Below are 22,742 nucleotides of genomic sequence, written 5' to 3' on the forward strand. Positions count from 1 at the left end.
TCCGAGGATAGCCCGGTTCCGTCACCGAAGGTCGAATCGATTCGATAGGCTGTCCGCCATGGACACCGCCCTCACCCGCTCGCAGTTCGTGCGCTGGCGCACCGCGATCTTCGCCATCTTCCTCGCCAGCGGCCTCTCGATCGCGACCTGGGCCTCCCGCGTGCCGGGGATCAAGGAGGCGCTCGACCTCGACAACGCGCAGGTCGGCCTCATCCTGCTCGGCATGGGCGTCGCGTCCATCCTCGGCATCTCCACCAGCCCTGCGGTGATGGCGCGGACCGGCGCGCGACGCGGCATGCTCCTGGCGATGCTCACGTTCGCGACCGGCATCGCGCTCGTCGGCCTCGGCGCCACCGTCTTCGGGTCGGTGCCGGTCGTGCTCATCGGCATGGTGCTCTTCGGTTTCGGCAACGGCTGCGTCGACGTGATGATGAACGTCGAGGCCACCGCCATCGAACAGCAGATGGGCCGCACCATCCTGCCGGTCTTCCACGCGTTCTTCAGCTTCGGCACCGTGCTCGGCGCCGGCATCGGCGCCCTCGCCGCGGCCCTCAAGGTCGACGTCGGCACGCACGCCGTCTCGATGGGCGTCCTCATCGCCGCGATCGCCGTCGTCTGCTTCTTCCAGGTCCCGGTGCGCGAGGCCGCGCTCGACCCCGAGGACCACGAGAAGCCCCCGTTCCGTCAGCGGATGCACACGGCGCTCGAGGCCTGGCGCGAACCGCGCACCTACCTGCTGGGAACCGTCATGCTCGGCATGTCCTTCGCGGAGGGCGGGGCCAACGACTGGATCGCCCTGGGCACGGAGCAGGGGCACGGGTTCGCGGAGGGCACCGGGGCCGTCGCCCTGGCGGTGTTCTCCGTCGGGATGACGGTGGTGCGCCTCTTCGGCGGACCGCTCGTCGACCGGTTCGGTCGGGTCCTCGTGCTGCGCATCCTGGCCGCGACCGCCGCCACCGGGATCCTGCTGTTCATCCTCGCGCCCACGCTGCCGCTGGTCCTCGTCGGCGCAGCCCTGTGGGGCATCGGCGCGTCGCTCGGCTTCCCCCTCGGCATGTCGGCGGCGGCGGACGACCCGGCCAAGGCCGCTGCACGGGTGAGTGCGGCAGCCACCATCGGCTACGTGGCGTTCCTCGGCGGCCCTCCCGTGCTCGGCGTCATCAGCGAGCACATCGGGCTGCTCAACACGCTCTTCATCCTCGTCGCGCTCGTCGTGCTCTCCGGCCTGTTCTCCGGCGCCGCCCGCTCTCTCCGCGCGGGGGAGAAGACGGAGGTCGCCCGCACGCGCGAGGGCTGACCTCAGTCCTCGACGCCGCGGACGAGCGCCGCCGCGTGCGACCGGCTGCACGCCCCGAGCGTGTCCGCATGGGGGCCGGACACAGTTCAGTGGCTGCTATATATCGGTGACGAAGCGCGTCCTTTCAGGAGTTCACGAGGCTGTCCCCCGAGTGGTGGACAGACAGTGCCAGTGGCGGCTGCTTACCGTGGCTCCGCGTCAGCCTTCGGCGTTGGCGCCAGAAAGGAATGGGATGTCGCGAAGGAAGCTGGGGATCGTCGGCACTGTCACGGCGGTTGCTGCGCTTACGGTGACGACGGTTTCACCGGCCGATGCGGCGGATGACTCCGTCGATCACGCTGAAGTGGTGACTGCGACGATCGAAGCCGCTGCGCCGACAACGGCGCTGTCCAGCCCGGGCGAGGTTGTTGCTGGCCAGCTTGTGACGGATGCGGGTGATGTTGAGTCGGCGGTGCCGCTGTCGTCGGACGATGAAGTCGTCGTGACAAGGACGACCGCGGACGGAGAGCAGGCGGCGAGTATCGCGCTTCCTGACGAGCTTCCGGTTGATGCTGGGGTTGTTGCTGCCGACGGGACCGTCGTCTATGCCGCCGATGACGGCTCGGATGATGCTCTTGCCGTTCAGACGCTCGAAGACGGGTCTACACGTATTCAGACGGTGATCGGAAGTGGGGACAGTGCTCACGAGTTCGGCTACCGGATGGACGGGTATCAGCCCTATCAATCCGATACCGGGGAAGTGATCTTCATCGACGGTCAGAACAACGCGATCCCGGTGGCGGCTCCGTGGGCTACGGATGCGGACGGGCGTGCCGTCCCCACTCGGTACGAGATCCGCGGGGACGAACTGTTTCAGGTGGTCTTTCCCAGCGCCTCTACGAGCTATCCGATCGTTGCGGACCCTACGTGGCAGTGGACGGGCCCCGCTTGGGGGATGAAGCTGAGCCGATCAGAACGTCGCGCGTTCGTGACTATGCTGCCGCGATCGGCATGTGTGGAATCTTCGCGAAGACTGTCGCTGTCAGGGTGTGCGGGGTCTTCGCGTCCTACATCGTGGCGCAGGCGAATCTTGCGCAGGGGGAGAATCCCAAGACTTGTCTGTTCTTCACTGCTGCCCCGATCCCCGGCGTAATCTGGAGGGTCAAGTGCTGAACGGAGAACCGCTGATGGTGAACGAACCGATCATCTACCTCCTCACCGTTCTTCTCGGAGCGAGCGTGGGTATCAGTTTCGCGTCGACCGCAGTGGGACCGTTTCGCTGGCTGGGTCGGGTGGCGGGGCTCCTGGTCCTGAGCGTTGTCGTCATCGCTGGCCTCATCATCGGCGCGCAGGCTGTGTGGATCGGGCCCCTCTTCGTGCTCGCGCTGTTCGTTACGAACGTGATGGTAGGGGCTTCCCTACGGCGAGACGACCCCGTGTTCCTCGCCCAGACGTACTGGCGGCGTGTCCTCCTTGTGAGTAGGGGCTACAAGAGCGAGCCGAGCGCCGCTGCGGGAGAACCTGACCGTTCCAACGCTCAGATTTAGGAGGTCATAGCTCAGCGCCACGTTGCTCCGCGCGATAGACCCCGTGGGTGCCGCCCTGTGGGCATCGGCGCCTCGCTGCTCTTCATCCTCGTCGCGCTCGTGGTGCTCTCCGGCCTGTTCTCCGGCGCCGCCCGGCCGCTCCGCACGGAGGAGACAGCTCCAGCGGTTCCGATCACCGAGGGCTGACGTCAGTCCTCGACGCCGCGGACGAGCGCGGCCGCGTGCGACCGGCTGCGCGCGCCGAGCTTGGTGAGGACGTTCGACACGTGGGTCTTCACGGTCGGCACCGAGATCTTCAGGCGCGCGGCGAGCTGGGCGTTCGACCACCCCTGCAGGATCCCGTCGAGGACGTCCCGCTCCCGCGGCGTCAGTTCCGGGAGCACGAACGTCGTCATCGGCGGCGGCTCCGGAGCGGACGCCGCCACCGCGGCGAGCGCACGCCGGGTGACCCGGGGGTCCAGCGCCCCCTCTCCGGCAGCGACAGCACGCACGGCCTGGACGAGGGTCGGCGCGTCGACGGTCTTCAGGAGGAAGCCGACGGCCCCGGCGCGGATCGCCGCGAGCACGAGCTCGTCCTCGTCGAAGCTCGTCAGCACGAGGACATCTCCCAGTCCGCGCTCCACGATCTCGCGGGTGGCCGATACCCCGTCACGTCCCGGCATGCGCAGGTCCATGAGGACCACGTCCGGCCGGAGCGCCGCCGCGTTGCGGACCGCGACCTCCCCGTCGGCCGCCTCGCCCACCACCGCGATGTCGTGCGTCTCCAGCATGATGCGCAGGCCCGCCCTGATCGCGCCGTGGTCGTCGGCGAGCAGCACGGTCGGCGCGGTCATGCCCGCACCTCCACCGGCAGTCGTGCCTCGACCAGCCAGCCGTCGGGCTCCGGCCCGGCCCGGAACGTCCCGCCCAGGGCGGTGATGCGCTCCCGCAGCATCTGCAGCCCCCACCCGTCGCCGCCCTGCCCGGCGGTCGCGGTCGGCGCCCCGCCTCGCGACCGCACCGCGACGCTGGCCACCCCGTCGGCCGGGCCGATCGTGACCTCGACCACCGCGCCGTTGGCATGGCGGACGCAGTTTCCCAGCGCCTCGCGCACCACCCGCACCACCGCCTGCTCCCCGCCCCCGCCGAGCGCGCCCGGATCCTCGACGGCGAGCCGCACGTCCAGCCCCGAGCGCCGGGCCTCGGCGGCGAGGCGGTCGAGGTCGGCCCATCCCGGCGTCGGAGCGAGCGCCCCGTCGCCGCGGCGCAGCACTCCGATCATGGTGCGCAGGGCTCCGTGCGCGTCCAGCCCGGCATCCCGCACGGCCTGCAGCGCGGCGCGGTCGTCTGACCGGTGAGGCGGAGCAGCAAGTGCCGCCTCCGCCCGGATGGCCATCGCCATCACGTGCCCCGCCACCACGTCGTGCAACTCCCTGGCCATGGTCTCTCGCTCGCGCTGCACCGCCTGCACCCGGTCTCTGGCGGCGGTGGCCGCGGCGTCTTCGGCGCGCTGACGGTGCAGCTCGGCCAGCTCATGCGCCTGCGACACCGCCACCGCCCACCAGTAGTCGGTGCCGAAGATCGCTCCGAACTGCACGCCGAACAGCAGCGCGACCGGTGGTTCTGCCCCCGAGAAGAGCAGGGCGGCGAGGAAGAGCGCGATGGTCCCCGTGCCCAGCAGCACCAGCAGCACGCGGCGCCCACGCGGGCCGGCGAGGAAGGCCGCCGTCCACAGCACGTCCAGCAGCACCACCAGCGTCCCGACGCCGCCGACGGTGACAAGGTCGGCGACGAAGAGCACGGTGACGAGGGCCAGCACGGTCCACGGGTGCCGACGCTTGCCGAGGGCCAGAGCGCAGGCCGGGATGGCGAGCACCAGCGGCCACCACGGCGAGACGTCCTCGGGCAGCAGCGAGAAGGGGCCCCAGATCCCGTGGAACCCGAGAGCAGCCATGATCGTCGCGAGGACGGCCATGCCGACGGGGTCCACCCACCATCGGTGCCGCCGGTACCAGGCGGCGGGCCCTCCGTCGGCCGGATCGTGCATGCCCTCATGCAACCACGGCCCGCACTCCGTCGCATCCGACCAAAGGATGAGGGGGGTCTGAACGACCCCCGACTTTCGCCCGATCCGCGTTCGCCCAGGGGTCGGGATCGTAAAGGCATGGAACTCTTCGGTGGGCTGCCGCTGCCCCTCTCCCTCGCCGTGCTCGCGCTCATCGACGGTCTGAGCGTCGGGACACTGCTCATCCCGGTCTTCCTGCTGCTGCACCCCGGGCGTGTGCGCGCCGGGCGGATCCTCCTCTATCTCGCGACGATCGCCGTGTTCTATCTCGTGGTCGGACTCCTCTTCCTGTGGGGGCTGGTGAACCTCGTCGACGTCGCCTCCGACTTCCTGAGCTCCCCGGCGGGAATGATCACCCGCCTCGTCGTCGGCGCCGCCCTCCTCGTCACGGCGTTCGTGATGCCGACGAAGCCCGCCGAAGCAGCGCAGGGCGGGGCGCCCACGGCCACCGTCGCGCCGCCGGATCCCGGCATGCCGGGCAGAGACCCCGTGTCGGCATCGGGCGCGCAGATGCAACCTCCCGCTCCGTCCGCCGCCACCGCGACGGCCGCGCCCCGGCCCGGACGGATCACCCGCTGGCGGGAACGGCTGCTCGACCCGAAGACGCGCGGGTTCGCGGTCATAGCCGTCGCCATCGCCGCCGGCCTCGTGGAGGTCGCGACGATGCTCCCCTACATCGTGGCGATGACGATGCTGGCGGACGCCGGCGTCGACACCTCGCTGCGGATCCTGTCCCTGGCCGGATACTGTGCGCTCATGATCGCGCCGGCCGTCGTGCTCCTCGTGCTGCGACTAGTGGCGGCCCCGCTCGTGCAGCGGCCGCTGGAGCGCTTCGCCTCCTGGATGGAGCGGACGGGCGCGGAGAACACCGCCTGGATCATCGGCATCATCGGCTTCCTCATCGCCCGGTCGGCCGCCACCGAGCTCGGGCTCTTCGGCGCGATCTTCTGACCGCGACCACGGCGACGACGAAGTAGGCTCGTCGGGTGCGTCTCGTCATCGCCCGCTGCTCGGTCGACTACACCGGTCGGCTCAACGCCCATCTTCCGCTCGCCACCCGCCTGCTCGTGCACAAGGGTGACGGGAGTCTGCTCGTGCACTCCGACGGGGGCAGCTACAAGCCGCTGAACTGGATGAGCCCGCCGTGCGTGCTCGCCACCGAGGACCCGGGCGAGGAAGAAGCCGGCGCCGGCGTCGTCGAAGTGTGGCGCGTGACCCACAAGAAGACGGGCGATGCCCTCCGCGTGCAGATCTACGAGGTCATCCACGACTCCAGCCACGAGCTCGGGATCGACCCCGGGCTGCAGAAGGACGGCGTCGAGGCGGACCTGCAGCGCCTGCTCGCGGAGCAGGTGGACCGCGTCGCCGAGGGTGCCACTCTGGTGCGTCGCGAGTACCCCACGGCCATCGGCCCGGTCGACCTGCTGGTGCGCGACGCCGACGGCGTGGCGATCGCGGTCGAGGTCAAGCGCCGCGGCGACATCGACGGCGTCGAGCAGCTCACCCGCTACCTCGAGCTCCTGGGTCGCGACCCCCACCTCGCTCCGGTGCAGGGCGTGTTCGCCGCCCAGGAGATCAAGCCGCAGGCCCGCGTCCTCGCCGAGGATCGCGGAATCCGCTGCCTCGTGCTCGACTACGACGACATGAAGGGCATCGAGTCGGGCATCCCCCGCCTCTTCTGACCTCAGCGCGTCGAGACCAGACGCGGCTGCGGACCCTCGAGCCGCGCGATCGCGATCTTCACCTCGGTGAGCTCGTGCTCGATCCGGTCGAACTTCGCGTCCTGGATCGCGAACCTCGCGTCGACCTTCGTCTCCATCGCGGCGAAGCGCGCGTCCATCCGACCGATCATCCAGCCGAACCCGCTGATGATCGCGACGAGAGTCGTCGCGGCCGTCGCCAGCATCGTGAGGACTTCCACCGACACGTACATGCCCCCATTCTCACCCGTGATCCCGCCGCTGTCACGACTCTAGGTCGACGTGAAGGGCCTTCCCGCGTTCGGTGGATGAACCCGTTTCGTGCACACCTGTGCAGGACGGGCGGGCACCCGTTCGCGGGACCCTAGGCTGGAGGCATGCCCTCTTCGCCTTACTCGTGTGTGCTCTGGGACGTCGACGGGACCATCGTCGACGCCTCGGTCGGGATCCTGCGTCGCCTGAACATCGCCCTGACGCACTTCGGCCACCCGGCGCCGACGCGGGACGAGCTCGTGCATTGGATCGGCCCTCCCATGTTCCAGTCCTTCCAGGATCAGGCGGGGATGACGCCGGAGCAGTCGGCCGAGGCCGTGGCGTTCTACCGCACCCTCGGCAAGGCCGACGGGTACACGACCGACGTGCGGACGTATCCGGGCGTCGCCGAGCTGATCCACGACCTGCACGCGGCGGGTGTCCCCCAGGCGACGGCGAGCTCGAAGCCCGAGAACCAGGTCGACGCCCTGGTGGATCACTTCGGACTCCGGCCGTCGTTCCTCACGACCGTGGGCGCCACGCCGGACGAGGCCACGCTCGCCTCCAAGACCGACATCGTGGCCGAGGCGCTGCGACGACTGCGCGAACTCGGCGCCGACACCTCCCGCCCTGTCCTCGTCGGCGATCGGCACCATGATGTCCAGGGCGGTCTCGCCAACGGCGTGCCCGTGATCTTCGTGGGCTGGGGATTCAGCGACCCGCACGAGGGCGACGACGCGGCGTTCCGCGTCGCGACCGTCGACGAGCTGCGCGCACTCCTGCTGCCCTGACCGGCCCGAGGCCGCCAGGGAAGACGAAACTCCCCGCCGGGTCAGCGCCTGCGCGTGATTCCGACGGGGAGTTCCCGGTGTTGCTTCCGCCTCAGACGGGGCGGATGTTCTCTGCCTGCAGGCCCTTGGGGCCCTGCGCCACATCGAACTCGACCCGCTGGTTCTCTTCGAGAGAGCGGTAGCCGGATGACTGGATGGCGGAGTAGTGCGCGAAGACGTCAGCGCCTCCGTCGTCGGGGGAGATGAAGCCGAAGCCCTTCTCCGAGTTGAACCACTTGACCGTGCCCTGGGTGCTCATGTACTGCCTGTTCTGCTGATGTAGAAGCCGACGCAGGGGTGCACCGACATCGCTAACGCTAGTGGAGGGGACCCCCAGCGGAATAGTCGTTGCGAGAAGGTAATCCAAATGTTGCATGAGCAGACGCGCCCGGAAAATGGTGTGGCCCTCACCGCGGGGGGAGCGATGAGGGCCGAAGACGACCGGAGGGTGCGTCAGAAACAGCCTAACCCCTCCACGCGCTTCTTGTCCCCCTTTTGGGGGACAAATCTGAAAAATCTTCGTGACGACCGGCCGGAGAGCGGCCCTCTCGAGGAGTTCATTGGGGACTGAACTACTCGAGAGGGCCCAATCGCATGCACGGATCGTCCGGCCCGTGGGGAGGGCCTCCGCCTCCTGGGGAGAGGCGTAGACGATCGATCCCCTTGCATGCACTTTCACCCTAGGGGAGGACGCGATCTCCCGCCATGGACCTTGACAGACGCAGGGGTAGCCTGAATCGGTGACCATGCTGAACAAGGACATGACGCTCTGCATCTCGCTGTCGGCACGGCCGAGCAACAACGGCACGCGCTTCCACAACCATCTGTACGAAGCCCTCGGTCTGAACTGGATCTACAAGGCCTTCGCTCCGACCGATCTGAGGCAGGCCATCGCGGGGGTGCGCGGCCTCGGCATCCGCGGGTGCGCGATCTCGATGCCCTACAAAGAGGACGTCATCGCCCTCGTCGACCGCATGGACCCCTCAGCGCAGGCCATCGATTCCGTCAACACGATCGTGAACGATGACGGCGTGCTCACGGCCCACAACACCGACTACTCGGCGATCGCGCAGCTGATCGCGGAGAACGACCTCGACCCCGCGTCCTCGGTCCTCCTCCGCGGTTCGGGCGGCATGGCGAAGGCCACGGCAGCCGCGTTCCGCGACGCCGGCTTCACGGACGTGACGATCGTCGCCCGGAACGAGACGCCCGGCCGGGCCCTCGCCGAGCTGTACGGCTTCGCCTGGCGCGCGGAGGCCGGAGACACCACCGCCGACGTGATCGTGAACGTCACCCCGATCGGCATGGCCGGGGGTGCGGAGGCGGACGCACTCGCCTTCCCCGAGTCCACGGTGGACGCCGCTGGAGTCGTGTTCGACGTCGTCGCCCTGCCCGCCGAGACCCCGCTCATCGCCGCCGGTCGGGCCGCGGGCAAGACGGTGATCACGGGCGCCGAGGTCGCGACGCGACAGGCGCTCGAGCAGTTCGTCCTCTACACCGGGATCCGTCCGTCCGCAGAGCAGGTGCGCGCCGCCGAGGAGTTCATGCGGGCGGGAGCGTGAGGCGATGAGCCCGGGTCAGGACGCGCGACCCTCGGCCAGGTAGCCCAGGCGGTGCAGCGTCTCGGCGTTCCGCCAGCGGAGCATCGGCGTCGTCAGGAACCGGGGCACCATCGTCGCCGGGCCCTTCACCGGCTCCTCATCGATGCGCACCTGGCAGCCGGTCGGAGTCGACCGCGCGCGGATCGTCACCTGCGCCTCGCCGACCGGCCAGCCGCGTGCCCGCATCACGGCGCGGTGCGGAGGGCGCCACTCGACCAGCTCCGTCGTGTCGTCGAGGAGCGCGGGCCATGTGCCGACCGAATGGTGCAGCTGGGCCCCGGCCGCCGGCCAGGAGTCGTCCACGTCACGCATGCGGGACGCGCCGACCACCCACGCGGGGTAGAGCCAGCCGTTCGCCAGCACGCGGAACACGTCATGAGTGCTGCACGTCAGGTCGCGGGTGTTGGTGGCCATGGTTCCTCCGTTCCCTGCCCATCCTGGGTGCTCCGAGCGTCGGTCGGACAGGTGCTTGACATCGGCGGCACCGACAGCCCGGCTAGCACAATCGATCCGAAGTCGCCTCCCCCTTGGGCCCCCTCGCGGCCACGTGACAGGGTCGGATCATGCTTCAGCGACTGACTTCCCGACTGTCCGACGGCCTCGACGCGGTCCTGCACGAGGACTCGCCGTCGCTGCTCACCCGGGGCTACGACTTCGGCGAGCGCATCTGGCGCCGAGCCCGCCCCGGCGCCCGCTCCGCCCCGATGCGCCTCCTCGGGCACCCCGCCGCCTTCGTCCGCGGAGCCGAGGGGGTGGCGCTGTTCTACGACGAGAGCCGCATCGCCCGCGCCGGCGCCATGCCGGGGGTCATCCGCGAACCGCTCTTCGGGCACGGCTCGGTGCACGCGCTCGACGGCGCGGCGCACCGCCACCGCAAAGCCACCTTCGTGGAGGCCGCGTACGAGGATGCCCAGGTCGAGCGGCTCACGCCCTTCCTCGAACGGGAGTGGGCGGCGGAGCTCGAGGACTGGCGCGCCGGCGGCACCCGGACCGCGTACGACGCCGCCGTCGGTGCGTTCGGTCGCGCCATGATGCGGTGGGCGGGATTGCCCGGCACGGCCGCGGCGCACACCCGATGGGCAGCCCGACTCGCGCAGATCGTCGACGGATTCGGTGCTCCCTACTCCCCCGCCTATGTCGAGGCCTTCGCGAACCGCATCTTCTCCGACCGCCATGCGCGACGCCTCATCGAAGCCGTCCGCGCCGGCGATCTGTCGGCCCCCGAGGGCACGGCACTCGCCCTGTGGGCCGCGCACCGCGACGAGACCGGGGCGCTCCTGCCCACCCAGGTCGCCGGCGTGGAGCTGCAGAACAGCATCCGCCCGATGATCGCCGCCGCGCGGTTCGTGGCTTTCGCCGCGAAGCAGTTGCACGATCACCCCGAATGGCGCACTCGGATCGCCGCCGAGACCACCGAGCGCGGGGCCCTGGTCGGGGGGACCCTGGCGACGATGTTCGCGCAGGAGGTGCGGCGCACGGGGCTGTTCGTGCCGATGCTGCCTGGTCGCACCACCACCGAGGTCGAGATCGAGGGCGTGACCGTGCCGGAGGGCGGCCGGGTGGTGCTCGACATCCTCGGCACGAACACGGATGGGCGGTCGTGGTCCCACCCCGAGCGCTTCGCCCCCGAACGCTTCACCGACGTGGACGACTACGAGGACCTCGTGACCTTCGTCCCGCAGGGCGGGGGCGACGTCGCCACCGGACACCGCTGCCCCGGGGAGAAGCTCGTCATCGCCGGCCTCTCCGCCGCCGTCGCGGTGTTGAGCGACCCGGAGCTGACGGTGCTCGACGAGGGACTCGACGTGAACCGTCGCCGCCTTCCCACCAAGCCCTCCTCGGGTGGGCGGGTGCGTGCCGCCGGTTCCGGGCGCGGCTGCCCGTTCCACTGAGTCCTGGGATCGCACGTCGTCCACGACCTGTCAACCGGGTGGCCATGCTGCCGCTCGCCCGAGAGCGTGGAGGGACGACGGACATCGAGACGTGGAGGACATGATGAAGGCACTCACCTGGCAGGGCAAGCGGAACGTGACGGTGGAGGAGGTCGCCGACCCGGTCATCCAGCAGCCGGCGGACGCCATCGTCCGGATCACCTCATCGGCCATCTGCGGGTCCGACCTGCACCTCTACGAACTGCTGGGTCCGTTCCTCGACCGCGGGGACATCCTCGGGCACGAGCCCATGGGCGTCGTGGTGGAGGTCGGCGCGAACGTCACGAAGCTGAAGCCCGGCGACCGCGTCGTGATCCCGTTCAACATCTCGTGCGGGGTGTGCTTCTTCTGCCTCCGCGGGCTGCAGTCCCAGTGCGAGACGACCCAGGTGCGCAAGTACGGCAGCGGCGCGGCACTCTTCGGCTATACCAAGCTCTACGGCCAGGTCCCCGGCGGGCAGGCCGAGTACCTCCGCGTGCCGCTGGCCGACTACAACCACATCCCGGTCGGGCCGGACCTGCCGGATGAGCGCTACCTCTTCCTCAGCGACATCCTGCCGACGGCATGGCAGGGCGTGGAGTACGCGCAGCTTCCCGAAGGCGGGACGCTCGCGGTGATGGGACTCGGCCCCGTCGGGCAGTTCGTCAGCCGGATCGCCCGGCACCGCGGCCACCGCGTCATCGCGGTCGAGCCGGTGGCGGAGCGGCGCGCGATGGCGGAACGGCACGGCATCGAGACGCTCGACCTCACGGACACGGCCGTCGAGGAGATCCGCGATGCCACCGAGGGTCGTGGTGCCGACGCGGTCGTGGATGCGGTGGGCCTGGAGGCACACGGCAACAGCGGCGTGGAGTTCCTGCAGAAGGCGGTCGGACTGCTGCCCGATCCCGCGGCACGGCAGATGCTCGACAAGGCCGGGATCGATCGTCTCGCCGCCGTGTACGCCTCGATCGACGCCGTCCGTCGTGGCGGCACGGTCTCGCTGAGCGGTGTGTACGCCGGCGACGCCGACATCCTGCCGATGAAGACCCTGTTCGACAAGCAGATCAGCATGCGCATGGGACAGTGCAACGTGAAGAACTGGATCGATGACATCCTCCCGCTCGTGGAGGACCCGTCCGACCCGCTCGGCGTGATGGATCTGACGACGCACCACGCGGCCCTAGAAGACGCCCCGGACCTGTACCGGACGTTCCAGGAGAAGAAGGACGGCTGCATCAAGGTCGTGCTGCACCCCTCCGCCGCCTGACGGATCGTCGAGGGGCTCCAGAAGCAACCCGGGTTGACAGCATCGCTGCCAGCAACCTAGGTTGACATCATGGAGTCCCTCGACATCGCCCGCGCCGCCGCGGACACGACCGATCCCCGTGCGGGGCTGCGCGCAGTGGCCTCGTTGCGGACGCTCGCCGACGCTCTCGAACTGCGCCAGGTGGAGGCCGGGCTCCGCGCCGGGATGAGCTGGCAGGCCGTCGCCGACGCCCTCGGGGTCACGCGGCAGGCCGTGCACAAGAAGCACAGTCGTCGCATCGATCCGACGATCCCGGTTCCGCGGCGGAACGCATGAGCCGGTTCACGCAGGCCGCTGCGACCATGCACACCCTCTCGCTCGCGGCGATGGAGGAGGCGTCACGCCTGGGTGTCCGCGATGCCGACATCGATCACCTGCTGCTCGCGCTCACGCTCGATGCCGACACCGGCGGACAGGTCCTGCGGCGTGCGGGCGTCGATCTCGACGCCACCCGGACGGCGGTCGAGGCGCAGCACGCCGGACAGCTCCAGGCCGTGGGCGTGGACGCCCCTTCGATCGGCCCCGGTCGCATCGTCTTCCACGAGACCGAGGGCTACGACTGGACGGACCGCGCCCTCGCGGTGCTCCGCGCCGCCACAGGGGGCGGCCGACAGGGCGACTCGGCCGCCGTGCTCCGCGCCCTTCTCGAGGAGCCCAGCGGCCTGATCACCGCCATCCTCGACCGGCTCGCCGTGACGGCGGACGACATCACGGTGCAACTGGATGAGGTCGAAGCCGCAGCACGCCCGCTGCAGCGACGGCGGGAGATCTCCGGGATCTCCGGGTCACGCTCGATGTTCATCCCGGCCGCCATGACGGATGTCTGGACACTGCTCTCGACCGCCGACCGTCTCCCGGATTGGGATCAGAGCGTCGCCACCATCCTCCCGGGACCCGAGGACGGTCCGTGGGAGGCGTTCGCCCCCACGACGGCCCCCGACGGACGACCACTCCGGCGCAAGCCGGCATTCCATCGCCTCCGGGTGACCCGTTCGGCGCCGCAGGATCCCACACACGTGGCCTGGCGCTTCGAGCATCCCGACGCCCCGAACGCGAACCCGCGCCTCCTCGCCCTCGCGCTCGAACCGGCGGCGGGCGGCACACAGCTCCGGGCGACGCTGACATGGGAGACCAGGCCACGCGGGCCGATCCGACGAGCGCTGCGGTCGCCCTTCGCGCCCCTCCTGCGCGGGCTGGTGTTCATCCAACTCGTGCAGGTCGAGAGCGGAATCAGTCGGGTCTTCCGCTGATCGGTCGCTCAGCCCTCTTCATGCCGCGGACCGACGCCGGGCTCCTTGCTGTGGGTCGACTCATAGGCGGGCTCCGGTGGATTCTTCGACGCAGGGTCCACGCGGGCCGCGTTTCCCGCGCCGGCGTCGGCTCCGGCCCCGCCGGCCGGCACGTCCTGAAGAGCGTCCGGATCGTCGCCTCCGCGCTCGGCGAGGTGTGCCGCGATGCCTTCTCGCGAAGGCTCCTCATCGGACTCGACGACGTCCTCCTCCTCGGGTCGCAGAGGCTCCTCCGGCTGCAGCGGCTCATCCGGATACATGAAGGCTTCCGGGTTCGACATGACGCGCTCCTCTCGTGACGGAGACTCCAGCGTGCGTCGGATCGGCGCTCGGGACAGGCCCGTTGACACAGCGGCGGCACCCCGGTAGCCCATCGCCCGGGTACCGGCGGGTGCCACGATCGAGCGCCGCACCCGCCGGGCCGGAGTCCTCAGCTCTTCGCGCCCTTGCGAGGCTTGAGGAACTCGTCCGGGGCGTTCTTCGCGCGCTTCGCCGCCCGCTTCTCCTTGAGAGAGAGCTGCGGCGCCTTCTTTCCGGCGCGACCCGGTGTGGACTTTCCTGACATGGCGCTTCCCCTTTGTGACTGGCTGGCGTAACCCCCGACCATACCCGGAAGCACAGGGAAGTCAAATTTCCCGCTGAACGGGAGAAAAACGCCTGAGCGAATCGCTCTGCAACCCTGTACGGAACCGTGATCGTCTCTCACTTCTTTTGAATGACTCAAAATAACATGGTACGGTCGGATGACAGCAACCGGTCAGGCAGACCGCTCCGCACGCCACTCAGAGGGCCGCCTGCGGAGGCGCGCCGCCGCAGCCCGTGCGCCGGAGTCGGGGAGAGCACCCCCGCGGTCCGACGTGCGCAGCGCGAGGGACACACGTCCCTCGGCGCGAGCCTGCCCATCCGCCCCGAGAGAGGAATCCCCATGCCAGAGACACGACCCACCGACCATCGCCGCACGGGGTTCACCTCGATGCCGCACTCCCTGGGTCGCGGCGGCCGCGAGGACATCGTCTGGGAGGCGCTCGAGCGGGTGGACGGGAAGCCCGCGCCCGCGATCGGCGTCATGCAGGCGGCGATGGGCACGGAGGCGCAGATCCGCCTGACCCAGGACGTGATCCGCGCCTACCTCGATGCGCAGGGCGTCCGCGACACCCGCGAGTGGGCGGCACGCCGAGGCGGTGTCGCATGAGGCGTCGACTCCGCTCCGACGTCCGGGAGCACTCCGACACCGTCCTCCGCCTGCAGCCGGCAGAGCTCCACGAGACCGCACCCTTCGCACCCGGCGACGACCGCTTCGTCGCCGAACTCGCCTCCCCCGGCCTCGGGGCGTGCTCATTCGTCCTCGGTCCGCAGGGCACACCTCCACCCGCGTGGATCGTGCTCGATTATGCCGACGGGCAGCAGCGCCGGTGGCGGCGTGCGCGGCGGGCAGGCGATCGGCATTTCTTCACCCTCGCGGAGGACACCGCGAGCGCGGGATACATCACAACTGTTGCCTGAGGCAACTTTGAGGCGTACCCTGGACACATGACCACCGGCGAAGACGTCGCCGGCATCCACCTGGCCCTCGTCCGCGTGGTGTCGGAATGGAGTGAGAGCGATCTGCAACGCCAGGTCGCCGAGGCCGTCGACGTCGCCCTCGATCCGTCCGCCATCCGCGCGCTCTACCTGCTCGGGATGAACGGCGGTGCGATGGGCTTCGGCGACCTGGCCGCGCACGCGACACTGTCGCGGCCGACCACGTCGAAGCTCGTCGCCCGCATGGCGACGCAGGGCGTCGTCGACCCCGTGCGCTCGGGACGCACGGTCGAGGTGCGCCTGACGGACGCGGGCCGGACGGCCTATACGCGCCTGGTCGAGGCCGGCCATCGCATGGTCGGCGATGCGGTCGCAGGCTGGTCACCGGACGAGATCGACGGATTCCGCCGCCAGCTCGGCCGCTTCGTCACCGCACTGTCCGGCACGCCGCCGGTCGTGTCCATCAAGGAGGAAACCCCATGACCCGCACCTATGTCGTCACCGGATCCGCATCCGGCATCGGCGCCGCCACCGCCGAGCTGCTCCGCTCTCAGGGCCACACCGTCATCGGCGTCGACCTCGCCGGCGTCGAGGTCGACGGAGATCTGTCCACCCACGAGGGGCGTCTGGCCGCGGCGAGCGCCGTGGTCGAGGCGGCCGACGACGGGATCGACGCCGTCATCGCCTGCGCCGGCATCTCGGCTCCGATCTCGAAGACGATGTCCATCAATTTCTTCGGCGTGACCGAGTTCCTGACCGCGCTGCAGCCCACGCTGAGCCTGGCCGATGCGCCGCGCGCCGCCGTGGTGTCGTCGATGGCCTCGCTGCAGCCGGTGTCGCCCGAGCTCGTCGACGCGGCCCTCGCCGGCGACGAGGCGCGCGCGATCGAGATCGGCGACCGCCTGGCCGCGACACCCGAGGCCGGGTTCCTCAACTACTCGTCCAGCAAGCGCGCCCTGTCGCGGTGGGTCCGTCGCGAGAGCATCACCCCGGCGTGGGCGGGAGCGGGCATCCCGCTGAACGCCGTCGCCCCCGGCACCGTCATCACGGCGATGACCGCGGGCCTGCTCGACTCGCCCGAGGGTCTGGCCATGGTGGACGCCGCCGTGCCGATGCCCCTGAACTACCACCAGCCGGCGTCCTCCATCGCCGAGCTCCTCGTCTGGCTCACCAGCCCGGTCAACACCCACATGGCGGGTCAGACGATCTACTGCGACGGCGGAGCCGACGCCGTCCTGCGCGGCGACGACATCTGGTCCTGGAACGACGCCCCCCAGAGCTGAGACCTGCACTGCTCAGCCGCTGTTCCGGGAGCGCGGGTATCCTGAGGGTGTCTCCGGCACCCGGAGCAGCGGACGAGGGAGCAGTACCCGCACACGACGACTGACTCATGAAGGAGTCCGTCATGATCCGGTCGTTCATCACCCGCACCGACCTGCTGCGTGTGGCCCTGGGCTGGGGCGCGGTCGTCGCCCTGCTCGCTCTGCACCCGTTGCTCGCGCCTCCCGTGCCGGGACCGCTCCTGGTCGTCGCCCTCCTCGCGATCGTCGCCGTGATCCTCGTGTGCGCGTTCGGCGTCGTGAAGCAGGCCGAGACCCTCGCCCACCGGCTGGGCGATCCCTACGGATCCCTGGTGCTGACCCTGTCGATCGTGCTCATCGAGGTGATCCTCATCTCGGCTGTCATGCTCGGGCCGGGCGAGCACGCCACCATCGCGCGCGACTCGGTCATGGCCGTCTCCATGATCATCCTCAACCTCGTCATCGGCCTGGCCCTCCTCCTCGGCGGACTCCGCCATCGGGGCATGGCGCACAACCGCACCGGCACATCCGCGTACCTGTCGATGCTCGTGGTCCTCGTCGCTCTGGCGTTCGGACTCCCGGGGCTCATCGGCCACGGCGGTGCGTACACGGTCGGCCAGGAGATCCCGATCATCGTGCTCACACTCGTCCTGTACGCGTTCTTCCTGTTCCGGCAGATGGGTGCGCAGGCCGATGACTTCACCGAGGTGGACGAGAGGCTGCGGCCGGCCCACACGGCGGCGAACGCGGCACCGCGGACCCCCATCCGCGCGGTGCTCGCAGCCCACCGCGTCGAGGTGCTGACCCGCCTCGTCCTCCTCGTCGTCACCGTCGTCCCCATCGTGCTGCTCTCGCACGACATGGCGGCCCTGCTCGACGACGGTCTCGGCCGGCTCGGCGCTCCCGTCGCCCTGGCGGGGCTGCTGATCGCCGGCATCGTGTTCCTCCCGGAGTCGATCACCTCGATCCGCGCGGCCCTGAACGGCGAGGCCCAGCGCGTGAACAACCTCTGCCACGGGGCGCTCGTGTCGACGGTCGGCCTGACCATTCCGGCGGTCCTCCTGATCGGCATGCTCACCGGGCAGGAGGTGGTGCTCGCCGAGTCGCCGGCCAACCTCCTCATGCTCGCCGTCACCCTGCTGCTGTCGGTGACGACGTTCGCGGCGAAGCGGGTCACCGCGATGCACGGGGCCGCGCACCTGGCGACCTTCGCCGTCTACGTGCTCATCCTCTTCAGCTGAGCCGCCTCAGCGGGTCAGCTCGGCGTGGACGGGCTTCGGGATGAAGAGGGAGAAGGTCAGCGCGCCGGCGAGCACGACGGCGCCGGTGAGGAGCGCGGCGGCGTAGCCGCCCGCCGCATCCCCGCTGCCGCCGAACGAGGTCTGGGCCGCGTAGATCACGACGAAGCTCAGTCCCGCCCCGAGGTTGATCGCGCCGGTGTTCAACCCGGGGAGCGATCCCGGCCGCTCCTTCGGCGACAGCACGACGCCGAGGCCGTTCAGCATGATGTTGCCGATGCCGGCGTACGTGACGCCGGCCGCGACCGAGAGCAGCAGCAGGGTGACCCGGGAGGACGTCCCGACGTTCGCCACCATCAGCACGAGCACGACGATCGTGCCGATCAGTCCCACCCGGAGCATCGCGCGGTAGCCCACGGTCGCCGCGAGCCGTCCGGTCAGCGGTCCCATCAGCAGGCCGGCGAGCGCGTACGGCATCAGGATCCAGAACGACACCTCCTCGGCGCTCATGGACAGACCCATGCCGGTGTCCTGCGCCAGAGCGGGGACCACGCCGTTCATCACCGCGAAGATGCCGGAGAGGGTCAGCAACGAGGTCGCGGAGAGCGCCCAGGTGGAGCGCTGCTTCAGCTGAGCGGGCGAGACCAGCGGGTCCCGCAGCGCGCCCTCCAGCTTCCAGAAGGCGAGGAACGACACCACGGCCACGACAGCCAGCACGATCACCAGGAGCACGTCCGCCTCGGCGAGCTTCCCGAGCTCGTTCAGGGCGACGAGCATCGACCCGACGGAGACGACCAGGAGCAGCGACCCCCACCAGTCCATGCGCGGACGGTCCTCCGCCATCGTCTCCGGGGCGAGCAGGCGCACGACGAGTGCCGCGGCCACGGCGACACCGGCCATGGTCCAGAAGATCGAGGCGAACCCGTGATTCGTGGCGAGGTAGCCGCCGAGCAGCGCGTCGCCGCCCGCGATCCCGCCGTTGACGGCCGTGACGACGCCGAGCAGGGTGCCGTACATCTTCGGGTCCGCGACGGCCGCGCGCAGCATGATCAGGCACAGCGGCACGACGGGACCGGAGACGCCCTGGATGAGGCGGCCGACGAAGAGCATCGGGACGTTCGTCGCGAGCGCCGCGACCACGCAGCCGACCGCCATCACCACGAGCATGCCGACGAGCACGCGCCGCCGTCCGATGAGGTCGCCCAGCCGCGGGAGGAACAGGGTGAAGAGGGCGGCGGCGGTGAAGAACACCGTCTGGGTCGCCGCGATCTCCGATGGCGTCGCGTCGAGCTCGCGCTCCATCGTGACCAGGGCGGGGCTGAGCATGCTCGCGTTCAGCTGGAACGCGAGGCACGCCGCGAGGAGGGCGACCATCAGGGGGCGACGGCCGTCCGGGGCCGGAGGGCGGTGGTATGCATATCGTTCTCACTTCTTCGTGTCGGTGCGGGGGCGCCGGAATGCGTAATCCTTTACGCGCGGCTTATCTTGGGAGTCGAGGCGCCGGTGTCGGCGCCCGACGGGAGTCGAGGTGCGGATGAGGAAGCCGTCGGTGACGCTGCATGATGTGGCAGCCGCGGCCGGGGTGTCGATCGCCACGGTGTCCCGCGCGCTGAACGGCAAGGAGCGCGTCTCCGGAGCCACCGCCGCGCATGTGGCCCGGGTGGCCGAGCAGCTCGGCTATCGGGTCAACCTCATCGGCCGCGGTCTGCGCGAAGGCACCGGCGCGACCATCGGCGTGGTCGTCCCGGTGATCAGCAACCCGTTCTACGGTGAGCTCGTCCATCGCCTCGAGGACCATCTGCAGCGGCGGGGATTCGACCTCGTCATCGCGGACTCGCACGGCGAGGTCGACCGCGAGCGCGCCCGTCTGCGCATGCTCGTCGAGCGCCGCGTCGAGGGGGTCTTCGTGGTCCCGTCCGATGCGGAGCTGTCGTTCGACGCCGTCGCCGATACCGCCCAGCGCCTTCCCCTGGTCCAGGTGGACCGGAGGGTGCTGGACCTGGATGCCGACTTCGTGGGGGTGGACAACGATCATGGCATCGGGCTCGCCGTCGACCATCTGGTCTCCCGCGGCGCCTCTCGCATCGTCCTCGTGTCGGGCAACGACGTCACGTCGGTCGGCCGCGAGCGCCGCGCCGCGTTCGAGGCGATCGTCCGCGCGCGGTCGCTGCCGGTCGAGGAGAACGTGTTCGGCGAATACCTGCTCGCCTTCGGCGAGTCCGCCGTCACCGAGCTGCGAGCGCGCGGTCCGCTCCCGGACGCGATCGTCGCGGGCGACGACCTCGTCGCCGCCGGTGCCGTCGCCGCGCTGAAGCGCGCAGGCCTGCGCGTCCCGGGCGACATCCTCATCACGGGATTCGACGGCACCATGCTGGCGGACGTGTGCGAGCCGCGGCTCACGACCGTGGTCCAGCCGTTCGACGAGCTCGCCGCGGAGGCGGTGGAGGCTCTCGTGCAGCGGAGGGAGGATCCGGACGCCCCGTACGCCCTGCGCCGCGTGGCTCCGACCCTGCGCGTGGCCGAGTCGACGTCGCCCCCGCCGGGCGCGTGACCCTCAGGCGAGTGCTGCGACGGCATCCGTCACCAGGTTCCAGAAGGCCGGCACATCGAGGGTCAGCGCGACGTCGGCGTTCGGCTCCTTGCCGAGCATGTCGTGGAGGTCGACACACGTCGCCCCTGCCGTGAACTCGCCGGCCGTCTCGATGTCGACGTGGCAGCGCTGCACCGTGGCGACGGCACGATCGATCGCGATGGCGACGGTGATGGGGTCGTGGAGCGGTCCCTCCGGCATCCCCTCGGCCTTGTCGTACGACGCGGAGAAGAAGCGCAGCAGTTCCACGCCGAACGCCGCCGTGCGGTTGCCGACCGCCGCGATCCGCTGGACGACCTCTTCGGTGATGAGCGCCTGGTGGGAGATGTTGAGGCCGACCATGGTGAGCGGCAGACCGGAGGCGAACACGACCGCCGCGGCCTCGGGGTCGGCCCAGGCGTTGAACTCGGGATAGGCGCCGACGTTGCCGCGTCCGGTCGATCCGCCCATCCAGATGATCTCCTTGATGTTGCGGGCCGCCTCCGGGTGCTGCTGGAGGAGCAGGGCGATGTTCGTCAGCGGGCCCGTGGGGATCACCGTGATCGGCTCCGCGGAGGCCTTCAGGGTCTCCGCGAGGAAGTCGACGGCGTGCCGCGGGTCGAGCGGGACCGTGGGCTCGGGGAGGACGGGTCCGCCGAGGGCGTTGTCCCCGTGGATCCAGGCCCCCGGGGTGAGCTCGCGGCGGAGCGGCTTGTCGGCTCCCGCAGCTACGGGGACGCCGGTCACGCCCGCAACCGTGAGGGCGATCTGCGCGTTCCTGGTGGTGTGTTCCAGGTAGCCGTTGCCACCGACGGTCGTGACGCCGCGGAGGTCGATGCGCTCGTCTCCCGCCGCCAGCCAGATGGCGAAGACGTCGTCGTGGCCGGGGTCGCAGTCGAGGAGGACGGGGACGGGCATGGGGTGCTCCTTTGCAATCGGGTGTGCGTAAACGTTTACACTCTTTCTCATGAACGTCAAGCCGGACGCTGTCCTCGCCCCTTCCCTCGTCGTCGTCGGGAGCGCCAATGTCGACCTCACCGCCTTCGTCGATCGGCTGCCGACCGCCGGCGAGACCGTCGCCGGGGGCCGGCTCTCTCGCGATCTCGGCGGCAAGGGCGCCAACCAGGCCGTCGCGGCGGCCAAGCTGGGCGGCCGGGTCCGGATGGTGGGGGCCGTCGGGGCCGACGCCGATGGCGCCTGGATGCGCGATGAGCTCGGCCACGCCGGCGTCGACACCGCGGACCTGCGCACGGTCGCCGCGCCCACCGGGACGGCCCTCATCGTCGTGGGTGCCGACGCCGAGAACCAGATCGCGGTGTGCCCCGGCGCGAACGAGCTCGTCTCCCTCGAGGGCGTCGCGGTCGGGCCGGACGAGGCCGTCCTGCTGCAACTGGAGATCGCGATGTCCGTCGTCGAGAGCGTCGTCGCCCGCGCCGAGGGGTTCGTCGCCGTCAACGCCGCCCCCGCACAGCCCCTTCCCGACGCGCTGCTCCAGCGGGTGGATCTGTTCATCGTGAACGAGACCGAGCGCGAGCTGATGCCGGAGCTGGCCGATGCCGCCCTCGTCGCCGTGACCTACGGCGCCGCGGGGGCTGCCCTGTTCCGCGGCGGCGAGGAGATCGCACGGGCGGACGGCGTGCCCACCCGCGCGCTCAACACCGTGGGGGCGGGAGACGCCTTCTGCGCCGCGCTCGTGCTCGCCCTGCAGAGCGGACTGCCGCCGCAGTCGGCCCTGCAGACGGCCTGCGCGGTGGGCGCTGCCGCCGTCGCGCACCTCTCCTCGCAGCCTCCCTTCGACCCGCTCGCGCACTACGTCCCCGCGCCGTAGCGGCGCCCGTCGACGGCGGTCGGTTCAGGACGCGGCGCCGGCCCCGCGCAGCGCGCAGCGAAGATCGCTCGGCGGCACGAAGTCCGCGGTGAGAGACCAGTCGGCTTCCTCGCCGGCGGGGACCTCCACCGTCGCCTGACCGGACCCGACGACCGTGGCCGCGTCGGTGGTGAAGAACACGGTCACGACGTACGTCGCATCCTCGTCGGTGGGATTGCCGACGACGCCCTCCGCCGTCCCGCCGCCGTCCTCCGTCGTGCAGGTCGTGATCTGAGTGCCCGCGCGCACCTCCGGGGCATCCGGCACGTCCTCCGGCACGCTCGTCGCTCCGACCACCCCCTCGTCCTCACCGGGGATCTGCGGCGCCCCCTCCGCGGCCGTGCGCGTCGGGGCCGGCTCCTCGGCGGCGGAGGAGCAACCGCTGAGCAGGAGACCGAGGATCAGGATCGGTGCCGCGAGGCGCGCGGTGCTGCGGTGGCGTGTGGACATCATGGGCTCCTCCTTCGACCCAGGCCGTCCGTGGCGGG

29 protein-coding genes are annotated in these 22,742 nt (G+C 70.4%); 18 read left to right on the forward strand and 11 right to left on the reverse strand.

Translation table 11 applies throughout. From position 1 onward, the window contains the following. Positions 1–58: 58 nt before the first annotated feature. Positions 59–1,297: an MFS transporter gene (locus AB0P08_RS13530; RefSeq protein WP_363590195.1), complete on the forward strand. Its 1,239-nt coding sequence runs from the start codon at positions 59–61 to the stop codon at positions 1,295–1,297. Positions 1,298–1,598: 301 nt separating this feature from the next. Here the strand turns inward: AB0P08_RS13530 and AB0P08_RS13535 are convergent, their stop codons facing one another. Continuing rightward, positions 1,599–1,982 carry a hypothetical protein gene (locus tag AB0P08_RS13535; RefSeq protein ID WP_363590196.1) on the reverse strand — a complete coding sequence of 128 codons (384 nt, stop codon included), beginning with the start codon at positions 1,980–1,982 and terminating at the stop codon, positions 1,599–1,601. 481 nt (positions 1,983–2,463) lie between these two features. Between AB0P08_RS13535 and AB0P08_RS13540 the strand changes: the two genes are divergently transcribed. Both AB0P08_RS13540 and AB0P08_RS13545 read left to right on the forward strand, forming a co-directional pair. Then, on the forward strand, positions 2,464–2,823 hold the full coding sequence (locus AB0P08_RS13540) for a hypothetical protein (protein ID WP_363590197.1): 360 nt from the start codon (positions 2,464–2,466) through the stop codon (positions 2,821–2,823). A gap of 57 nt (positions 2,824–2,880) precedes the next feature. Further along, on the forward strand, positions 2,881–3,009 hold the full coding sequence (locus AB0P08_RS13545) for a hypothetical protein (protein ID WP_363590198.1): 129 nt from the start codon (positions 2,881–2,883) through the stop codon (positions 3,007–3,009). 2 nt (positions 3,010–3,011) lie between these two features. Here AB0P08_RS13545 and AB0P08_RS13550 read toward each other — a convergent pair whose 3' ends face one another. Both AB0P08_RS13550 and AB0P08_RS13555 read right to left on the reverse strand, forming a co-directional pair. Then, complete coding sequence (locus tag AB0P08_RS13550; protein WP_363590199.1) at positions 3,012–3,656, reverse strand: response regulator; 645 nt, start codon at positions 3,654–3,656, stop codon at positions 3,012–3,014. After that, positions 3,653–4,849, reverse strand: coding sequence for a sensor histidine kinase (locus AB0P08_RS13555; protein WP_363590200.1), 1,197 nt, complete (start codon positions 4,847–4,849; stop codon positions 3,653–3,655). Before AB0P08_RS13555 ends, AB0P08_RS13550 begins: the two co-directional genes overlap by 4 nt. Positions 4,850–4,966: 117 nt before the next feature. Here AB0P08_RS13555 and AB0P08_RS13560 point away from each other — a divergent pair, with 117 nt between their 5' ends. Both AB0P08_RS13560 and nucS read left to right on the forward strand, forming a co-directional pair. After that, positions 4,967–5,818 (forward strand): GAP family protein, encoded by an 852-nt coding sequence (locus AB0P08_RS13560; protein ID WP_363590201.1) that lies wholly within the window; start codon positions 4,967–4,969, stop codon positions 5,816–5,818. Positions 5,819–5,853: 35 nt separating this feature from the next. After that, positions 5,854–6,549, forward strand: coding sequence for an endonuclease NucS (gene nucS / locus AB0P08_RS13565; RefSeq protein WP_187662827.1), 696 nt, complete (start codon positions 5,854–5,856; stop codon positions 6,547–6,549). A 2-nt stretch (positions 6,550–6,551) separates the two neighbouring features. Here nucS and AB0P08_RS13570 read toward each other — a convergent pair whose 3' ends face one another. Beyond that, positions 6,552–6,800: a response regulator gene (locus AB0P08_RS13570; RefSeq protein WP_363590202.1), complete on the reverse strand. Its 249-nt coding sequence runs from the start codon at positions 6,798–6,800 to the stop codon at positions 6,552–6,554. Positions 6,801–6,944: 144 nt separating this feature from the next. On the opposite strand from AB0P08_RS13570, the gene AB0P08_RS13575 reads away from it, so the two are divergent. Beyond that, complete coding sequence (locus AB0P08_RS13575; RefSeq protein WP_363590203.1) at positions 6,945–7,610, forward strand: HAD hydrolase-like protein; 666 nt, start codon at positions 6,945–6,947, stop codon at positions 7,608–7,610. Positions 7,611–7,701: 91 nt separating this feature from the next. Here the strand turns inward: AB0P08_RS13575 and AB0P08_RS13580 are convergent, their stop codons facing one another. After that, positions 7,702–7,908, reverse strand: a complete 207-nt coding sequence (locus AB0P08_RS13580) for a cold-shock protein (RefSeq protein WP_017203899.1) — start codon at positions 7,906–7,908, stop codon at positions 7,702–7,704. Positions 7,909–8,395: 487 nt separating this feature from the next. On the opposite strand from AB0P08_RS13580, the gene AB0P08_RS13585 reads away from it, so the two are divergent. Further along, positions 8,396–9,211: a shikimate 5-dehydrogenase gene (locus AB0P08_RS13585; RefSeq protein WP_522727319.1), complete on the forward strand. Its 816-nt coding sequence runs from the start codon at positions 8,396–8,398 to the stop codon at positions 9,209–9,211. Positions 9,212–9,226: 15 nt separating this feature from the next. Here the strand turns inward: AB0P08_RS13585 and AB0P08_RS13590 are convergent, their stop codons facing one another. Further along, a complete protein-coding gene (locus AB0P08_RS13590) occupies positions 9,227–9,664 on the reverse strand; it encodes an SRPBCC family protein (RefSeq protein WP_363590205.1) in 438 nt (145 codons plus the stop codon). A 149-nt stretch (positions 9,665–9,813) separates the two neighbouring features. Between AB0P08_RS13590 and AB0P08_RS13595 the strand changes: the two genes are divergently transcribed. The 4 genes from AB0P08_RS13595 (at position 9,814) to AB0P08_RS13610 (ending at position 13,719) form a co-directional block, all read left to right on the forward strand. Continuing rightward, entirely contained in the window at positions 9,814–11,142 is a 1,329-nt protein-coding gene (locus AB0P08_RS13595; protein ID WP_363590206.1) for a cytochrome P450, read from the forward strand. A gap of 103 nt (positions 11,143–11,245) precedes the next feature. Then, positions 11,246–12,430 carry a zinc-dependent alcohol dehydrogenase gene (locus AB0P08_RS13600; protein WP_268777599.1) on the forward strand — a complete coding sequence of 395 codons (1,185 nt, stop codon included), beginning with the start codon at positions 11,246–11,248 and terminating at the stop codon, positions 12,428–12,430. Positions 12,431–12,499: 69 nt separating this feature from the next. Continuing rightward, complete coding sequence (locus AB0P08_RS13605) at positions 12,500–12,745, forward strand: hypothetical protein (RefSeq protein WP_259954159.1); 246 nt, start codon at positions 12,500–12,502, stop codon at positions 12,743–12,745. After that, positions 12,742–13,719, forward strand: a complete 978-nt coding sequence (locus tag AB0P08_RS13610) for an SRPBCC family protein (protein ID WP_259954160.1) — start codon at positions 12,742–12,744, stop codon at positions 13,717–13,719. The genes AB0P08_RS13605 and AB0P08_RS13610 overlap by 4 nt, the downstream gene beginning before the upstream one ends. Before the next feature lie 8 nt (positions 13,720–13,727). Here AB0P08_RS13610 and AB0P08_RS13615 read toward each other — a convergent pair whose 3' ends face one another. Then, positions 13,728–14,039: a hypothetical protein gene (locus tag AB0P08_RS13615; RefSeq protein ID WP_187662820.1), complete on the reverse strand. Its 312-nt coding sequence runs from the start codon at positions 14,037–14,039 to the stop codon at positions 13,728–13,730. A 149-nt stretch (positions 14,040–14,188) separates the two neighbouring features. After that, a complete protein-coding gene (locus AB0P08_RS13620; RefSeq protein WP_255218720.1) occupies positions 14,189–14,323 on the reverse strand; it encodes a hypothetical protein in 135 nt (44 codons plus the stop codon). A 360-nt stretch (positions 14,324–14,683) separates the two neighbouring features. Between AB0P08_RS13620 and AB0P08_RS13625 the strand changes: the two genes are divergently transcribed. The 5 genes from AB0P08_RS13625 (at position 14,684) to AB0P08_RS13645 (ending at position 17,821) form a co-directional block, all read left to right on the forward strand. After that, positions 14,684–14,950: a hypothetical protein gene (locus AB0P08_RS13625; protein WP_187662819.1), complete on the forward strand. Its 267-nt coding sequence runs from the start codon at positions 14,684–14,686 to the stop codon at positions 14,948–14,950. Further along, on the forward strand, positions 14,947–15,261 hold the full coding sequence (locus tag AB0P08_RS13630; protein ID WP_187662818.1) for a hypothetical protein: 315 nt from the start codon (positions 14,947–14,949) through the stop codon (positions 15,259–15,261). The genes AB0P08_RS13625 and AB0P08_RS13630 overlap by 4 nt, the downstream gene beginning before the upstream one ends. Positions 15,262–15,288: 27 nt before the next feature. Continuing rightward, complete coding sequence (locus AB0P08_RS13635; protein WP_187662817.1) at positions 15,289–15,762, forward strand: MarR family winged helix-turn-helix transcriptional regulator; 474 nt, start codon at positions 15,289–15,291, stop codon at positions 15,760–15,762. Then, positions 15,759–16,562: an SDR family oxidoreductase gene (locus AB0P08_RS13640; RefSeq protein ID WP_268777591.1), complete on the forward strand. Its 804-nt coding sequence runs from the start codon at positions 15,759–15,761 to the stop codon at positions 16,560–16,562. Before AB0P08_RS13635 ends, AB0P08_RS13640 begins: the two co-directional genes overlap by 4 nt. Before the next feature lie 122 nt (positions 16,563–16,684). Further along, complete coding sequence (locus AB0P08_RS13645; protein ID WP_363590207.1) at positions 16,685–17,821, forward strand: calcium:cation antiporter; 1,137 nt, start codon at positions 16,685–16,687, stop codon at positions 17,819–17,821. Positions 17,822–17,827: 6 nt separating this feature from the next. Here the strand turns inward: AB0P08_RS13645 and uriT are convergent, their stop codons facing one another. Then, positions 17,828–19,192 carry a uridine transporter UriT gene (gene uriT, locus AB0P08_RS13650; protein WP_363590208.1) on the reverse strand — a complete coding sequence of 455 codons (1,365 nt, stop codon included), beginning with the start codon at positions 19,190–19,192 and terminating at the stop codon, positions 17,828–17,830. A 175-nt stretch (positions 19,193–19,367) separates the two neighbouring features. On the opposite strand from uriT, the gene AB0P08_RS13655 reads away from it, so the two are divergent. Further along, entirely contained in the window at positions 19,368–20,369 is a 1,002-nt protein-coding gene (locus AB0P08_RS13655; RefSeq protein WP_363590209.1) for a LacI family DNA-binding transcriptional regulator, read from the forward strand. Between the two features lie 3 nt (positions 20,370–20,372). Here the strand turns inward: AB0P08_RS13655 and AB0P08_RS13660 are convergent, their stop codons facing one another. Further along, the gene (locus tag AB0P08_RS13660) at positions 20,373–21,305 is read right to left on the reverse strand and encodes a nucleoside hydrolase (RefSeq protein ID WP_187662812.1); all 933 of its coding nucleotides are present in this window, start codon (positions 21,303–21,305) and stop codon (positions 20,373–20,375) included. A gap of 49 nt (positions 21,306–21,354) precedes the next feature. Between AB0P08_RS13660 and AB0P08_RS13665 the strand changes: the two genes are divergently transcribed. Further along, on the forward strand, positions 21,355–22,215 hold the full coding sequence (locus tag AB0P08_RS13665; protein WP_363590210.1) for a ribokinase: 861 nt from the start codon (positions 21,355–21,357) through the stop codon (positions 22,213–22,215). A gap of 24 nt (positions 22,216–22,239) precedes the next feature. Here the strand turns inward: AB0P08_RS13665 and AB0P08_RS13670 are convergent, their stop codons facing one another. After that, positions 22,240–22,707, reverse strand: coding sequence for a hypothetical protein (locus AB0P08_RS13670; protein ID WP_363590211.1), 468 nt, complete (start codon positions 22,705–22,707; stop codon positions 22,240–22,242). Positions 22,708–22,742: the final 35 nt, after the last annotated feature.

Source organism: Microbacterium meiriae (assembly GCF_040686935.1).
Lineage (GTDB): Bacteria > Actinomycetota > Actinomycetes > Actinomycetales > Microbacteriaceae > Microbacterium > Microbacterium meiriae.

Coding starts and splice junctions, on each gene's coding strand:
- AB0P08_RS13530 (WP_363590195.1), top strand. CDS start 59: ATGGACACCGCCCTCACCCGCTCGCAGTTCGTGCGCTGGCGCACCGCG.
- AB0P08_RS13540 (WP_363590197.1), top strand. CDS start 2,464: ATGGTGAACGAACCGATCATCTACCTCCTCACCGTTCTTCTCGGAGCG.
- AB0P08_RS13550 (WP_363590199.1), bottom strand. CDS start 3,656: ATGACCGCGCCGACCGTGCTGCTCGCCGACGACCACGGCGCGATCAGG.
- AB0P08_RS13555 (WP_363590200.1), bottom strand. CDS start 4,849: ATGCACGATCCGGCCGACGGAGGGCCCGCCGCCTGGTACCGGCGGCAC.
- AB0P08_RS13560 (WP_363590201.1), top strand. CDS start 4,967: ATGGAACTCTTCGGTGGGCTGCCGCTGCCCCTCTCCCTCGCCGTGCTC.
- AB0P08_RS13570 (WP_363590202.1), bottom strand. CDS start 6,800: ATGTACGTGTCGGTGGAAGTCCTCACGATGCTGGCGACGGCCGCGACG.
- AB0P08_RS13575 (WP_363590203.1), top strand. CDS start 6,945: ATGCCCTCTTCGCCTTACTCGTGTGTGCTCTGGGACGTCGACGGGACC.
- AB0P08_RS13580 (WP_017203899.1), bottom strand. CDS start 7,908: ATGAGCACCCAGGGCACGGTCAAGTGGTTCAACTCGGAGAAGGGCTTC.
- AB0P08_RS13585 (WP_522727319.1), top strand. CDS start 8,396: ATGCTGAACAAGGACATGACGCTCTGCATCTCGCTGTCGGCACGGCCG.
- AB0P08_RS13590 (WP_363590205.1), bottom strand. CDS start 9,664: ATGGCCACCAACACCCGCGACCTGACGTGCAGCACTCATGACGTGTTC.
- AB0P08_RS13595 (WP_363590206.1), top strand. CDS start 9,814: ATGCTTCAGCGACTGACTTCCCGACTGTCCGACGGCCTCGACGCGGTC.
- AB0P08_RS13600 (WP_268777599.1), top strand. CDS start 11,246: ATGAAGGCACTCACCTGGCAGGGCAAGCGGAACGTGACGGTGGAGGAG.
- AB0P08_RS13605 (WP_259954159.1), top strand. CDS start 12,500: ATGGAGTCCCTCGACATCGCCCGCGCCGCCGCGGACACGACCGATCCC.
- AB0P08_RS13610 (WP_259954160.1), top strand. CDS start 12,742: ATGAGCCGGTTCACGCAGGCCGCTGCGACCATGCACACCCTCTCGCTC.
- AB0P08_RS13615 (WP_187662820.1), bottom strand. CDS start 14,039: ATGTCGAACCCGGAAGCCTTCATGTATCCGGATGAGCCGCTGCAGCCG.
- AB0P08_RS13620 (WP_255218720.1), bottom strand. CDS start 14,323: ATGTCAGGAAAGTCCACACCGGGTCGCGCCGGAAAGAAGGCGCCGCAG.
- AB0P08_RS13625 (WP_187662819.1), top strand. CDS start 14,684: ATGCCAGAGACACGACCCACCGACCATCGCCGCACGGGGTTCACCTCG.
- AB0P08_RS13630 (WP_187662818.1), top strand. CDS start 14,947: ATGAGGCGTCGACTCCGCTCCGACGTCCGGGAGCACTCCGACACCGTC.
- AB0P08_RS13635 (WP_187662817.1), top strand. CDS start 15,289: ATGACCACCGGCGAAGACGTCGCCGGCATCCACCTGGCCCTCGTCCGC.
- AB0P08_RS13640 (WP_268777591.1), top strand. CDS start 15,759: ATGACCCGCACCTATGTCGTCACCGGATCCGCATCCGGCATCGGCGCC.
- AB0P08_RS13645 (WP_363590207.1), top strand. CDS start 16,685: ATGATCCGGTCGTTCATCACCCGCACCGACCTGCTGCGTGTGGCCCTG.
- uriT (WP_363590208.1), bottom strand. CDS start 19,192: ATGGTCGCCCTCCTCGCGGCGTGCCTCGCGTTCCAGCTGAACGCGAGC.
- AB0P08_RS13660 (WP_187662812.1), bottom strand. CDS start 21,305: ATGCCCGTCCCCGTCCTCCTCGACTGCGACCCCGGCCACGACGACGTC.
- AB0P08_RS13665 (WP_363590210.1), top strand. CDS start 21,355: ATGAACGTCAAGCCGGACGCTGTCCTCGCCCCTTCCCTCGTCGTCGTC.
- AB0P08_RS13670 (WP_363590211.1), bottom strand. CDS start 22,707: ATGATGTCCACACGCCACCGCAGCACCGCGCGCCTCGCGGCACCGATC.